Here is a 14135-nt window from a genome sequence, read left to right as displayed (position 1 = left end):
AGGGGGCCACGAAATTGTTCGCGGACCAGTCCGCCCGCCCGCTCCGGATCGGCTTTCGGGCCTCGATCATCGCGGTGTTCGTCGCGGTGGTGCTCATCGTCGGGCTCACGCTGGTCTATCTGAGCTTTGCGCGCGTCACCGCGATCACCCGCGCGGCGGCGAGCAGTTTCATCGAGAAGGCGGCCCAGCTCAGCGCCGACCACATCGACGAAAGATTCAAGACGGTGCGGGACAATCTCGAGGTCCTTGCCGGCCTGCCCTCGATCCAGTCAGCGGGCATCGCGAACAATCCGCGGCTCTATGCCGTCCTGGCGTCCATGCTGCGCAACAATCCGCAGCTCTTCAATCTCTATGTTGGCTATCATGACGGATCGTTCCTCGAGATGGACGTCATCGACCGCGCAAGGCCAGCCTTCAGGAAAAGCCTCGCCGTCGATGACAGCGCGGCGTTCCGGCTCGTCCAGATCGTGCTCGGTGCGCCCTCGCGAACGACCTTCCTCTCCGATGCGCTGGTCACGGTCGCCGAACGTGCGGGACCGGCCGACTACGATCCGCGGCTGCGGCCCTGGTACGTCGAGGCCTTGGGGAATAACCAGACGCTACTCACCGGGCCCTACATCTTCTACGCGACCGGCGAGCCCGGCTATACGTTGCGCATGCCGCTCAGGCAGGGCAGGACCGGCGTCATTGCCGGAGACGTGCTGCTCAACCGCTTCGAGGAGATGCTGGATCAGCAGCGGCTCGGGGAATCCGGACTGACTTTGCTCTTCAATGACGCGGACCGGATCGTCGGCCATCCCGACATGCGCCGGCTGATGGAGGGCAGGACCGCACCCGGCAATGATTTGCCGATGCTGGATGCGATCGGGCTTCCCGGTGTCGCACGGGCCGCTCATGCTTGGCGCGGCGGCGGCCAGGCGCAGCAATTCTTCGAGGGGCCAGAGGGGCGGAGCTACGCCGTCGCCTTTCATCCGATCAGGAGCACCGGTGCTGCCGACGTCAGCCTCGCCGTAATCGCGCCGCCCGACGAGTTCTTCTCGCGGATCATCGCCGAACGGCGGGCGCTGTTCGCGCTTGCGCTCGCCTTCGTCGCTGCGACGCTGCCGTTTGCGTTCTGGCTGGGGTCATTGATGGCGCGGCCCCTGCGCAAGCTCGCGCGCGAGACCGACGAGATCCAGCGCTTCGAGATCGCCGAGCGTCCGCGCGTCCACTCGGTCATCGCCGAGATCGAGGATCTCGGCCGTTCAGTATTCACGATGCGCAGCGTCGTCCGCAGCTTCGCGAGCTTCATCCCGCGGCAGATCGTCCGGCAATTGATCCAGACCGGATCATCGCTCAGTCTTGGTGGCGTGCGGCGCGAGATCAGCGTGATGTTCACGGACGTTGCGAACTTCACTGCGAAGACCGAACGTGCCGACCCCTCGCGCGTGATGATCTATACTTCGCGCTATTTCGCGGCGTTGTCATCGATCATCATGGATCACCACGGCACCATCGACAAGTTCATCGGCGACGCCGTGATGGCATTCTGGAATGCACCAGCCGACGATCCGGACCACGTGAGGCATGCCTGCCGGGCGGCTCTTGCCTGCGTCGACCGCAGCGCGGCGTTGAACGAGACTTTCGCAGCAGAAGGATGGCCGCCTTACGAGACAAGGTTCGGCCTGCACACCGGCGATGCGGTGGTCGGCAATATCGGCTCGTCGGATCGCATGAACTACACCGCGCTCGGCGCCACCATCAATCTTTCCGCGCGTCTTGAGCAGCTCAACAAAAGCTACGGCACGCAGGTGCTGGTCAGCGAGGCCGTCAGGGACCGCGTCGAAGCCGATTTCGTGTTTCGCAAGGTGGACCGGATCAAACCGAAAGGATTTGCACAGGCCGTGACCATCTTCGAGCTCCGATGCGAGCGCGTCGGTGACGTCGCCGCGGAATTGGCGTTCTGCCGGCGCTGGGATGACATCGATCGTCTTCTGGAGGAGGGCCGGCCGACGGCCGTGGCCGACATCGCCGCGTTTCTCCGCCAGTATCCTGGCGATGGGGTCGCCCAATTCCACGTCCGCCGGCTCGCCGGGACGAGCGGTTCGTCCTTGGGCAGGGCGTCGTCGGGCTGAAGCTTGGATAGCCAATAGCCTCGCGCGATTTCACGCGTTCCGATCAGGATGGCCGCAATTTGTCGGATTGTGTTTCTGATGCATTAACCGTAGCGGAGCAGCCGTGCGATCGGCCATTGTCGCGCCCCAGACTTGGTAGCAAATACGCGCGACTTCTATTGCAGGTGTCTTCCATGCTGAAAGACGGCAAATACGCTGCCTGGTTCAGGACTTCGCATGGCCAGGGGACAGGAATTGTGCACCTCGTGCAGGGCCGGATATCGGGCAGCGACAGCTTCTTCACCTATGGCGGCTCCTATCACGTCGATCAGGATCGCTTCACCGCCGTGCTGACTACCCGCCGTCATGCCGATGGCATGCCGACTGTGTTCGGTCCCGATGAGGTCGAGGTCAATTTGTCCGGCGTCTGCACCGGCGCGCTGGCGAGTTGCTCCGGACGGGCCAAGGAGGCGCCTGATGTGCTGTTCGAGGCGACGCTGATCTACAGCCAGGATGAGGTGCCGGCGACGGACGCCAAATGCGCAGTCGTCAAGCTCAAGCCGGACACGCTGCCGAAGGTGATGGACAGCCGTTCGCGTCCGCGTCCGTCTCGCGGACCCGGACCGTCGAAGAGTCCGCCGGCGTGATGCCGCTTTTCGCGGCAACGAGATTGTCACGTCCTGCGAATATGCCGCTTCATGGAAATCCTCACCCTGCGGTCAGGACTACATCCAACTCGGAGTTTGTGCGCGGCGATCGGAAGTTCTCATCGCCTCAAATGAAACTAAGTATCAAACGCTGACCATCGACGATGCCATGATCGCGGGAGCGTGATCTGCTCGCATTTGAGAATTATATTTGACGAATACTGGTTGCCGCTCCTACACTCACAGGCAAAATAAGAGTGGGAGGAAACAAATGCGGTGGCCTCTGGCATCGCGCAGTGTCGCTGTTCCGGCCACTACTCCTCGCATCCCCTTCAATATCGCCAAGCCCAACCAGGAGCAGATCGTTCTCCTGATCACGATCGTGCTGCTCATCGTGTTCGGCTTCACGCTGAACGGCTTTGCGACCATTTCCAATCTGCTCAACCTGTTGCGAAGCATCTCCATCCTCGGCGTGCTCGGGCTCGGCATGGGGCTGATCGTGATCAGCCGCGGCATCGATCTCAGCGAAGTCGCGACTCTGGCGGGCTGCTGGGCGATCGCCCTGATCGAAATGCAGCGCGGCATGCCGGTCGGAGCCGCCGTTCTGCTGGCGCTTGCCATCGCGCTTCTGATCGGTGTGATCAACGGTGTCATGGTCGCGTTCGTTGAGGCGCCGCCGCTGTTCGTGACGCTGGCCGCGGGCTTCGTCATCTATGGCCTTGCCTTCTGGCTCGCGCCGGCCTGGGTGGTCTATGCGCCGAAGGATGCACCGGGGCTGATGTTCGCAGGCGCCGGGCGGCTGTTCGGCATTCCCGTGCCGATTTTGGTGTTCGCGGTCTCGGCGCTCGCGATGCACCTTTTCCTCTCGCGCACCTCGATCGGCCGTTTCATCTATGCGCAGGGCGATAATCCGGAAGCGGCGCGGCTGAGCGGCATTCCGTTGCGGCCGCTGATCGTCCTCGAATATGCGCTGGTCGCCTTCCTCGCGTGGCTCGCCGGCCTCGTATGGGTCGGCACGACAGGCAGCATGCAGATGGCGATCACGCAGGGCACCATGATCTTCGACGTCGTGCTGGTCGTTGTGATCGGAGGCATCAGCCTGATCGGCGGGCGCGGCAGCGTATTCTCCGTGGTGGTCGGCTGCATCCTGATCGGCACCTTGCTCAACGCCTTCACCATCATGGATGTCAACAGCGAGGTGCAGAACATCATTAAGGGCGTGGTGCTGCTCGCTGCCATCGTGCTCGACAACTTCCTGCATCCGCGGGACGAGGAGACGGCACGCCAAGGTGACTGACGAGGAATGCCGGTCAACGGCATCCCGTTTCGATAATCAACAAACAAGATGAGGAGGATCCCATGAATAGAAAGTTCTGGACGATCGCGGCGGCAGGCGTGGCGCTTGTTGCGGTGCCGATGTTGGCGGCAGCGCAGGAGGAAGGCGGCACCAAGACCGCGCGCGAGCTACGCGCGTCCTATGACAAGTCGCTGCAGGGAAAGACCATCGCCTACCTGCCGATCGCGCTCGGCGTTCCCCTGTCCGATGAGTGGGGCAGGGTGGTGCAGGAAGAGGCCGAGTGGCGCGGCATGAAGTTCATCGTCCGCGATCCCAACAACAACCCCTCGGCCATGCAGCAGGCCCTGACCGCACTGGTCGACCAGAAGCCCGATGTGCTGATCGTGCAGAACCCGAGCGTCACGCTGCTGATGAAGGATCTGAAGCGCGCCGAGAGCCAGGGCACGCATGTTATCCAGATCAACATGTCCTCGAACTACAAGTCCGGCGCCTTCGTCGGCGCCGACTGGCGCGAGATCGGCAAGATGCTTGCGAGCGAAGTGGTCAAGGCCTGCGGCACAGGCTCAGGCAAGTCCGGCAAGGTGCAGATCGTGCAGGGCGAGCTGACGGCGGCGGCCAGCGTCGATCAGGTCGGCGGCATCATGGAGGTCCTGAACAAGGACACCAACATCAAGGTGGTCTCGAACCAGGCCGCGAACTGGGACGCCAACACCGCACTGAATATTACCGCCACGGTGATCCAGCAGCATCCGGATCTCTGCGCCTCGATCGGCTTCTGGGGCATCATGGAATCCGGCGCGGCGCAGGCGATCCGCAATGCCGGCAAGATCGACGACGTCAAAGTGTTCGCCTCCGGCGAAGGCTCCTCGCTCGACTGCGATCAGGTCAACTCCGGAAACTTCTACAAATTCCTCAGCTACAAGGCGACCGAGCAGGGCCACGACCTGATGTTCGCAGCCGAGACGCTGCTGATGCTCGGCGACAAGCCCGGCACGCGCAACCTCGAGTTCTACACGCGGCCGGTCTGGCTCGATAAGACCAACGCCTCGGGCGCCAACTGCTTCGCACTTCCCAAGAAGAGCTGATCTGAACGTTGGCCGGCGTGCATGGTCGCACGCCGGCTGCTTGGGAGTGCCAGGATCATGTCGACGATCGAAGCCTTTGCCGAGTCCCTTACAATGTCGGCGCGGCGGTTCTCGCCCCGCCTGTTGCTGTCCGAGCTCTTGTTGAAGCAATGGTTCGAGCCGGTCGTGCCGTTCACGGTGATGATCGGCCTGTGGCTCTACTTTGCGTTCACGATTCCCGACTATGCCTCGGTGCAGAACACGTTGTCGCTGCTCCGGCTATTTGCGGAGTTCGGCTTCGTGGCGCTCGCGATGGGATTCTGCCTGATCAGCGGCGGCATCGATCTGTCGGTCGGCGCGATCTTTGCGCTGTGCAATTTCGCCGCGCTGTTCTTCCTGCTGGTGATGGAGTGGCCGGTCGGCCTCGTCGTCGTGGCGACGCTTCTGGTCGGCGCCGCGCTCGGCAGCATCAACGGCTTCCTGATCGGCTTCCTGAAGACCCGACCGTTCCTGACCACGCTGGTAACGCTGATCATCCTGCGGGCCTCGGTCAATTTGCTCAACACCGGCTACGCCCAGGTGTTCGCGACCAATTCAGTAGACAGCGACGCCTGGGATTTCATTGGTACAGGCAGCGTGCTCGGCATTCCCGTCAATGCGGCGACGCTGTTCGTCGTGCTGCTCGTCTGCCACATCTTTCTGTCGCGCTCGCGCTATGGCTGGCATCTGACCGCGATCGGCGCGAGCCGCAAGGCGGCGCGGCATGCCGGCATTCGTGTCCGGTTGATGTTGTTCCTGACCTACGTGCTGTCGGGCACGCTGTGCGCGGCGAGCGGCATCTTCTACGCTGCGCGGCAGGCGAGCACGGATTCCACGACGGGCGTTGGCTGGGAATTCCAGGCGCTGACTGCGGTCGTGCTCGGCGGCATCTCGCTCGCCGGCGGCAAGGGCACGGTATGGCGGGCGATGATCGGAGCGTTGATCATCTTCCTTCTCATCAACGGCCTCGTGCGGATGGGCATCCCCGGCTACGTCACCTCGGCGGTGACGGGCATGATCCTGCTCGCCGCCGTCGGCATCGACGTCAAATGGTCGAAGAACCGCGGCAAGGCGATTCAGAAGATTTACGTGAACCCCGCCTATGTGGCGCTGGCGCCGGCGCCCTCGGTGCAAGCGGGGACGGCCTCACCCTATGCCCAGAACGACCGGCTGATCCGCGCGCAGGCGATCGGGCTCGACCAGGTCGAGGGGCCGGAAGACGTCATCGTCGACCGCCAGGGCCGCGTTTACGGCTCGACCCGCGACGGCAACGTGATCCGCTTCTCCGGGCCGAATTTCGAGACGCGCGAGGTGTTCGCCCATATCGGCGGCCGGCCGCTCGGCATGCAGTTCGACCGCGAAGAGAATCTGATCGTCGCGGTGGCCGGCATGGGTGTCTATGGCATCGCGCCGGACCAGCGTGTGTTCAAGGTCACCGACGAGACCAACCGCACCTGGTACAAGCTCAACGACGACTCCCGCCTGCGCATGGCCGACGACCTCGACATCGCGCCCGACGGGAAGATCTATTTCAGCGACTGCACTACGCGCTACGAGATGACGACAAACACGCTCGACATCCTCGAGGCGCGGCCCAACGGCCGCGTGGTCTGCTACGATCCCGCGACCAAGACGACGCGCACGATCATCAACCATTTCTATTTCCCGAACGGCGTTTGCGTCTCCCATGACGGCAAGTCGGTGCTGATCGCGAGCACCTCGCTGTGCAAGGTCTTCCGCTACTGGATCGAAGGGCCGAAGAAGGGCAAGACCGAAGTCCTGATCGACGAGTTGCCGGGCAATCCCGACAACATCAATCGCGCCTCCGATGGCACCTACTGGCTGGCGCTGGTCGGTATTCGAACGCCGACCTTCGATCTCTCCGTACGCAAGCCCGGCTTCCGGCTGCGCATGGTCAAACAGGTGCCTGCCGACGAATGGCTTGCGCCGGCGCTGAATCATGGCTGCGTGCTGAAGTTCAACGAGCAGGGTGAGGCGCTGGAATCCTGGTGGGATCCGACCGGTATCTCGCATTCGACGTTGACCTCGATGCGCGAGCACAAAGGCTATCTCTATCTCGGCGGCCTCGAGAACAACCGCATCGGCCGCATCAAGCTCGACGGAGTCGACGAGAGCTGGACCGGTTATGACGCCTATTGGGGCGACAAGAGCAGGGTGTCGAGGTAGCGATGGGATTGTTCGATCACCTCTTGCGCGACATCCGCAGCGTCATCGATCGCGATGGCGGCCAGAACGCGATCCCGCCGCTCGACGGCGCGCTCAGCCCAAACGACCGGCTCGATGGCTGCACGGTGATCGGCGAGCCCTTGCCCGGCGTCGACGACGTCGTCGCGGCCGCGGACGGCGCGATCTACGTGTCTGTTGGCAAACGGGTCCTGAAGCTCTCGGGCGACGATCTATCGACACGGACGCCGGTTGCCGAGTTCGAGGGCGAGGCGGGTGGGCTCGCGCTTCACCCGGACGGACGACTGCTGGTTTGTGTTGCCGGACGTGGCCTCGCTGCGATTGATCCGGCCAATCCCAACCCGCGCTGGCTGGAGAGTGTTGACGGCATTGGTCTCCAAGGTCTGCTGTCGGTCGCAGTGGCTCCGGACGGGCGCATCTTCGCGGTCGAGGGGTCGACCGGCCGCACGCCGGAGCAGTGGCGGCGCGATCTGATGGAGAAGCGGAGCAATGGCCGGCTGGTCGCCTGTGCACCGGACCTTGCGAATGCGTCCGTGCTGTTGCGCGATCTGCCGTATCCCTATGGCGTCACGGTCTCGGCGGATGGTGGCAGCCTGTGGCTGACCGAAAGCTGGGCCCATCGTCTCAGCCGCTTCCCGCTGACCGCCAATGGCCTGGGGCAGGGCGAGGTGATCGCCGGCAATCTGCCGGGCTATCCTGCAAGGCTGCATCCTGACGGCAATCGCGGTTTCTTCCTCGGCCTGTTCGCGCGGCGCACGCATCTCATCGAGTTCGTGCTGAAGGAAGACGATTTCCGCGAGGAGATGATGCGCACGATGCCGGAGAACTACTGGATCGCGCCGGCGCTCGCCGGCGGCGCCGACTGTCTGGAGCCGATGCAGATCGGCGGTGTCAAGGCGCTCGGCATTCAGAAACCGTGGGCGCCGCCGCGCTCCTACGGATTGCTCGTGCATCTCGAGGCCGAGGGCGAGGCGACCGACAGCCTGCACAGCCGCGCCGGCGGCCGTTTCCACGGCATCACGGCCGCGTGCAGGACACGGCAGGGCGTGGTGATCGCCGCGCGCGGCACCGGCTGTCTTCTGCTCCATTCGGGAGAGCTCAGATGAGCGACGGTGCAAACCTCGTCAATGGAGCGGCCGAGCCCGTCCTCGAGATCATCGGCGGCAGCAAGATCTATGGCGGCGTGCACGCCATCGAAGGCGTCAACTTCAACCTCTATCCCGGCGAGGTGCACGCGCTGGTCGGCGAGAACGGCGCCGGCAAATCGACGCTGTGCAAGGCGATTGCGGGTGCGATCGGGCTCACCTCCGGCGAGTTCCGGCTCGACGGCAAGCCCGCCAATTTCGAGCAGCCGCGCGATGCTCTGAACGCCGGCATCTGCATGGTCTATCAGGAGACGAGCCTGGTGCCGACCATGACGGCGGCGCAGAACATCGAGCTTGGCAACGAGAAGCTCCTGACGCGCTTCCGCACGCTGAACATCCAGGCCCAGCAGCTCCTGCAATCGCTCAACTTCCACGTCGATCCGGCGACCCCGGTGGCGATGCTCGGTACCGCCAAGAAGCAGATGGTCGAGATCGCGCGCGCGATCTACAACAAGGCCCGCATCATCATCTTCGACGAGCCGACCGCATCCCTCACGCCCGAAGAGATCGTGCATTTCTTCCACCTGGTGCGCGACCTGCGCGCGCGCGGCGTGTCGATCATCTACATCTCGCACGCGCTGGAGGAATCGCTCCAGATCGCGGACCGCATCACCGTGCTTCGCGACGGCAGGCTGGTGATCACCGCGCCGGCAAAACAGCTCACGCGCGACAGCCTGGTGCAGCACATGGTCGGCCGCGAGGTGGCGCAGGCCGTCTATGGCCGCAAGGAGAAAACCCACCAGCGCCGCGAAAAAGTGCTGACGGTCGAGAACGTCACCATGGGCATGGCGGTCAAGAACATGTCCTTCTCCGTTTATGCCGGCGAAGTGGTCGGTATCGCCGGCCTGATCGGCTCGGGCCGCACCGAAATCGCAAAAGTAATTTACGGCGCGCTCAAGCGAAACCTGATCAATGGCGGCACCATTCGCCTGCGCGGAAAGCCCATCCGCTACCGGGTGCCGCGACAGGCGGTCAACGACGGCATCGCCTACATCACCGAGGATCGCAAGGCCAACGGCTTCTTCGAGACCATGGTGGTCGACGACAACGTCTATCTCGGCAAGCTCGGCACCAGGAAGGGTTTCAGCTTCCTCTTGTCGCGCGCAAGGCGTGGCAAGCTTGCCAACTACTGGGTCGAGCGTCTCAAGATCAGTGCGCTCCAGCGCAAGGCAAAGATCATCGAGCTGTCGGGCGGCAACCAGCAGAAGGTGGTGCTGGCCAAGACGCTGGTGCAGGATCCTTCGATCATCATCTTCGATGAGCCGACGCGCGGCGTCGATGTCGGCACCATTCCGCATATCCATGCCGAGATCAGACGGCTCGCGGACGAGGGCAAGGCGGTGGTCGTGATCTCCTCCTACTTGCCGGAGGTGCTTGCGGTCTCCGATCGCATCCTGGTTGCCCGCACCGGGCGCATCGTGGCCGAGTTCGACGCGGCGGAGGCGACGCAGGACAAGATCCTCTATGCAGCCGTGCACTGAGGTGCGTGACGACAGCGCTGTCTCAAGGCCGTCGGTTGTCGTCGCATCTCGAATGCGTCACGCTGCAGCCGGCACGTCACCGGCCGGTGCCAACGATAGGAACGCGAGATAGGCCAAGACGACGATCAGCAGCCACAATACGAGGCTGATGGGCATGGCGATCATAAGGCCACGAAAGAAGTCCACGATGGCCGCCTGCTTCACGAGGTTAACAGGCATTTTACCGTGCCGGTCATCCGCGCGGCAGTTCCATTGGGGAGTAGATCACATAACTCTTTCGGGTCATCCGGTGGCCTTACGTGTACGCGGTGGGCGATCGCGTCGACGCGCCGGCAACCTCGCTTTTACGAATGCGCCCTACGTTGCGGGTCTCGCAACCGGCGGTCAGGAACATGCCCCAGGTCTGGATGACGTACGACGAACTCGCGACGCTCTGCGATTGCAGCGCGGCGGAAGCCAGGCTCATGGTGCGACATTTGTCGCTTCCCCGTCGCAAGAGCAGCGACGGTGCGACGCGCGTGAAGCTTAATCTGGCGCTAACTGCCAGATTCTTCGCCAGCATTCGCGAGTCGGATTTCGATCTCGATGGTGCGATCGAGGCCTTGCGGAACACCCATCGTCAGATGGCCGAGCTTCTGACGCCCGAAGAGGGTGGCAAGCGCGGCGTGGCTTGAGATATCCTCCGGTCGAAACCCATTCCAAAAGGACGATATGGTCGACGCCGCGTTAAGCGGGCATGATGCCTAATCGGGCATGAATTCTGCTGCCGGAATTTCCGTTTGCCGCGGGTGTTCAACCTGAACCGGTCGACGCGCAATACGACCTGGAGGTTGGGAGGATGTCATGAAGAAGGCCGTGTGTCTGGCGGGCGCAATATTCCTGGTGGCGATAGTGTTGGGCTCGACGGCAAGGGCCGAGGTGATCAAGCTTACGGCCGAGCTCAAGGGCAGCAACGAGGTGCCGCCGAATAACAGTCCCGGCTCCGGCAAAGCCGAGGCGAGCTTCGATACCGACAGTAAAGTCCTGACGTATGCGGTCACCTATTCAGGTCTGACCGGGCCCGCGGTTGGCGCGCATTTCCATGGCCCGAGCGAGCCCGGCAAGAATGCCGGCATCGCGCTGCCCTTCAAGTCGGCGCAGAGCCCGATTCAGGGCACGGCCACGCTCTCCGATGCGCAGGCCGCGGATCTCCTGGCAGGAAGGTGGTACGCGAACATCCACACCGCGGCGAATCCGGGCGGCGAGCTTCGCGGGCAGATGGCGAAGTAACCGCTCGCACTCGGCGAAGAAAGGCTCCAGACGCAGGGCCGTTACGGTTCCTGCTATTGCTGGCGACCAATCCCGAGCTCTCTCTGGAGCTGCGGGGTGAGACCCATGGCGCCCTCGGTTCGGCCCTGGCCGGTTCCCACATTGCGCGTGGCTGTCGAGGTGGTCGAAGATGACGTGGCAGGCGCCGTCGATGTGGGCAACCCCGCCGGAGCGCCATATCCGCTGCGAATTCCGTTCGAAGAAGTGGTTTGAGCCCATGCGCTTCCACCGGCAATCAGCGAAGCGCCCAAAAGCGCAATTACAATTCTCATCATGGGCGACGTCTCTCCTCAAAGTCCGCGGGACAATAAGCGGGCAAGGGGTCATCCGGCAAGCCTGTCACCGACATGTCTGGTGCGCCCTGGCCAGGCGCGGAGTGCCGGATCAGGAGCGGGGGCGGGGCAAGAACGCTAAAACGGTCTGCGCAATGCTGACCCCGACGATGCCGCCGGCCGCCTTCTGGATGACGTCGAAGAACGCCGCATCCCGGTCGGGCCGCAGCGCTTGCAGGAGTTCGAGCGAAATGGCGACGCCGACCACGAGCAGACAAGCCTGGGCGAAACGCCCGGGCAACAGGAACGCCAGCAGGAAGCCCAGGAGACCATAGGCGCTGAAGCGTTCGATCACGACGACCCAATAGGCTTCGGCGTGGCCGACCAGCACCGGTCGCCCCGTCAGCGCGGCGAGGGTGGCATAGACGATCAAGGCGAGGCAAATGCCCGTTGCGACAATGAGCTTGTTCCGGGTCATCCCCTACCATAGAGCAACGTGAGACACAGCTCCGGAAAAGCTGCCGGTATCGTTAAGATGTCGTGGCCCCCGGAAGGCGGGAAGATGGCTGCGCTTTCGCAGACATGGTTGATCGTCGCTTGTGCAGCCGTGCGGGTCTAGGCGACGAGAGGCGCCTCAATGCTTGTGTCCGACTTGGTTTCGCGGCGCCGTGCGTCCAGAAGCGCCATGAACCTGACGAACGGCAAGGGCGCGGCGACGAGGTAACCCTGGCCTTCCTCGACGCCGCAGGAGATCAGCGCGCGGACCTGCTCGTCGGTCTCGATGCCTTCGGCGACGACCGTCATCTGCAGGTCGCGCGCGAGCTCGACCAGCATCTCGACGATCGTCGTGGTCGACGCATCCACCGTGATGGTGTCGACGAAGAACTTGTCGATCTTGATGGTGTTGGCGCCCAATCCCTTCAGCCGCGACAGGCCGCTGTGGCCGACGCCGACGTCGTCGATGGCGACGCGGAAGCCGTAGTCGCGCAGCTCTCGCACCACGGACGCCGCGCGCGCGAGATCGTCGAGCTCGTCGCGTTCGGTCACCTCGACCACGATCTGCCGCGCCGAGACCTTTGCGGTCAGCACTGCGCTACGCAACGCGTCGACAAAGCCGGAACTCAAGAGGTGCTTTGGCACGACGTTCAGCGACAGCTTGAACTCCTTGTCTTCCTTCAGGTGCGGCTGCAAGTCGGCAAGCGCGCTGCCCAGGATCTGCCAGGTCATGGCCTGGATGCGCCCGCTGGATTCGGCAAGCGGGATGAAATTCATCGGCGGCACCACCGAGCCATCCTCGCGCAGCCAGCGCGCGAGGATCTCGCAGCCGATGATCCGGCCCGTGCGCAGCTCGAAGATGGGCTGGAAGTACGGCTTGAACTCGCCGCGCAGGAGCGCCCGGTCGAGATCCGCGACCGGACCCTCCGTGCGCCGGGCCCTGGACAGCAGGGTGCCGAAGAGAGCGCCGAGCGCGAGAGCGAGCGTCATCGCCGGCCAATAGACTTCCGAATTCCACGTCGACAGCACCGCGCGCTCGACGCGAATGGTAGTTCGAAGCGGATAGCGCGCCGAGCTCTTGTCGAAATCGGTGGCCTGGCCCAGCGCCTTGTCGGCGTCGAGCGTGAACTTCCCCAACTTCTCGCCATTGCTCAGCGCGAGCAGCACCTCGCTATGCGCGCGCAGCTCGGCCGGCATGATGTCGAACAGGCTCGAATTGACACCGAGGATCGCGACCAATCCCTTCCTGCGATCGACGTCCCGGAGCACGCCGAGCGCGTCACCGCCGAATTGCTCGACGCGGAACAGCAGCAGTCCCGCATCGCGCGATCCCAGCATGTCCGCACGATCGACCCAACCCTTGTCGAATTCCAGCGTCTCCGAATAGGCCGAGCAGATCACCGAGCCATCGGCATTGACGAGGCGGACGTCCTTGACCGCTGAACGCTGGTAGACGTGGAGGCGGATCGCCTGGAGCGAAGCGGGGCTGCAATCGGCAAGTCCGCGGCCCGCGAGCTCGGCGAGGCTCGCAGCGGCAAAGTCGATCGCGAACTCGGAACGGCGCAGCACCACCTCGGTCAATTCGTCGAGTTGGCGCGCCTGTTGGTGGCGGATGAAGCTCGTCGCGACAAGGTGGCCCGCCAGACCAAAGAACAACGTGCCCGCGAGCACGAGCACAACGAGGGAGGCGGGCGGCCGCGCTGGTTTCATCCGGTCCGCGAGGGGTTAAGAGAGGATGACCCGAATCCTACCGTCCGAGGCGCTAAGATAAGGTTTAAGCCATCCGGAGCCGGCCAACAGCCAAGCGCTTTGAGAGCGCCTGAACCGAGCGGCTGTGCCGGAAAATCCGCAACCGGCCGGATCGGCGATCGGCCTCAGCTCTTCTTGGCGGCCTTGGCCTTGAGCGACAGACCAAGTCGCAGCGCCATGCGCTTGACGGCGTCGGGCGATCTTCCGAGCTGCTTCGCGGCCTCTTCCAGCGTAATCGAAGACTTGGCTAGCTCCATTAACCGGCGGTCTTCCTTGAACGACCAGGGCTTGCGCGCCATGACGAAAACGATCCTCTTAACACAACGACAAAGCCGCCAAG

At 63.5% G+C, this 14135-nt stretch carries 13 protein-coding genes; 9 read left to right on the top strand and 4 right to left on the bottom strand.

Annotated features, from left to right (window positions below; all coding sequences use genetic code 11):
• The first annotated feature begins 14 nt into the window (after positions 1 to 14).
• From ACV1FX_RS03440 to ACV1FX_RS03410, 7 genes are all read left to right on the top strand, one after another.
• Positions 15 to 2114: an adenylate/guanylate cyclase domain-containing protein gene (locus tag ACV1FX_RS03440; RefSeq protein ID WP_473116139.1), complete on the top strand. Its 2100-nt coding sequence runs from the start codon at positions 15 to 17 to the stop codon at positions 2112 to 2114.
• Between the two features lie 173 nt (positions 2115 to 2287).
• Positions 2288 to 2740: a hypothetical protein gene (locus ACV1FX_RS03435; RefSeq protein ID WP_473116138.1), complete on the top strand. Its 453-nt coding sequence runs from the start codon at positions 2288 to 2290 to the stop codon at positions 2738 to 2740.
• A gap of 271 nt (positions 2741 to 3011) precedes the next feature.
• Complete coding sequence (locus ACV1FX_RS03430) at positions 3012 to 4037, top strand: ABC transporter permease (RefSeq protein ID WP_473116137.1); 1026 nt, start codon at positions 3012 to 3014, stop codon at positions 4035 to 4037.
• Positions 4038 to 4099: 62 nt separating this feature from the next.
• Positions 4100 to 5122, top strand: coding sequence for a sugar ABC transporter substrate-binding protein (locus ACV1FX_RS03425; protein ID WP_473116136.1), 1023 nt, complete (start codon positions 4100 to 4102; stop codon positions 5120 to 5122).
• Between the two features lie 57 nt (positions 5123 to 5179).
• Positions 5180 to 7327: an ABC transporter permease gene (locus ACV1FX_RS03420; RefSeq protein WP_473116135.1), complete on the top strand. Its 2148-nt coding sequence runs from the start codon at positions 5180 to 5182 to the stop codon at positions 7325 to 7327.
• Between the two features lie 2 nt (positions 7328 to 7329).
• On the top strand, positions 7330 to 8451 hold the full coding sequence (locus ACV1FX_RS03415; RefSeq protein ID WP_473116134.1) for an SMP-30/gluconolactonase/LRE family protein: 1122 nt from the start codon (positions 7330 to 7332) through the stop codon (positions 8449 to 8451).
• Positions 8448 to 9971: a sugar ABC transporter ATP-binding protein gene (locus tag ACV1FX_RS03410; protein WP_473116133.1), complete on the top strand. Its 1524-nt coding sequence runs from the start codon at positions 8448 to 8450 to the stop codon at positions 9969 to 9971. The genes ACV1FX_RS03415 and ACV1FX_RS03410 overlap by 4 nt, the downstream gene beginning before the upstream one ends.
• A gap of 57 nt (positions 9972 to 10028) precedes the next feature.
• Here ACV1FX_RS03410 and ACV1FX_RS03405 read toward each other — a convergent pair whose 3' ends face one another.
• Positions 10029 to 10190: a hypothetical protein gene (locus ACV1FX_RS03405; RefSeq protein WP_473116132.1), complete on the bottom strand. Its 162-nt coding sequence runs from the start codon at positions 10188 to 10190 to the stop codon at positions 10029 to 10031.
• Positions 10191 to 10279: 89 nt separating this feature from the next.
• Here ACV1FX_RS03405 and ACV1FX_RS03400 point away from each other — a divergent pair, with 89 nt between their 5' ends.
• Complete coding sequence (locus tag ACV1FX_RS03400; protein WP_473116131.1) at positions 10280 to 10645, top strand: hypothetical protein; 366 nt, start codon at positions 10280 to 10282, stop codon at positions 10643 to 10645.
• Between the two features lie 169 nt (positions 10646 to 10814).
• A complete protein-coding gene (locus ACV1FX_RS03395) occupies positions 10815 to 11240 on the top strand; it encodes a CHRD domain-containing protein (RefSeq protein WP_473116130.1) in 426 nt (141 codons plus the stop codon).
• A 423-nt stretch (positions 11241 to 11663) separates the two neighbouring features.
• On the opposite strand, the gene ACV1FX_RS03390 is transcribed toward ACV1FX_RS03395, so the two are convergent.
• The 3 genes from ACV1FX_RS03390 to ACV1FX_RS03380 all read right to left on the bottom strand — a co-directional run bounded on the left by ACV1FX_RS03390 (position 11664) and on the right by ACV1FX_RS03380 (position 14094).
• On the bottom strand, positions 11664 to 12029 hold the full coding sequence (locus tag ACV1FX_RS03390; RefSeq protein ID WP_473116129.1) for a VanZ family protein: 366 nt from the start codon (positions 12027 to 12029) through the stop codon (positions 11664 to 11666).
• 137 nt (positions 12030 to 12166) lie between these two features.
• Entirely contained in the window at positions 12167 to 13756 is a 1590-nt protein-coding gene (locus tag ACV1FX_RS03385; RefSeq protein ID WP_473116128.1) for an EAL domain-containing protein, read from the bottom strand.
• Positions 13757 to 13920: 164 nt separating this feature from the next.
• Positions 13921 to 14094, bottom strand: a complete 174-nt coding sequence (locus tag ACV1FX_RS03380) for a hypothetical protein (RefSeq protein ID WP_473116127.1) — start codon at positions 14092 to 14094, stop codon at positions 13921 to 13923.
• Positions 14095 to 14135 lie beyond the last annotated feature (41 nt).

The sequence above is a fragment of the Bradyrhizobium ingae genome (genome assembly GCF_055791185.1).
Note: the sequence above shows the minus strand (reverse complement) of the source record. Positions and strands in the feature narration are given on the sequence as shown.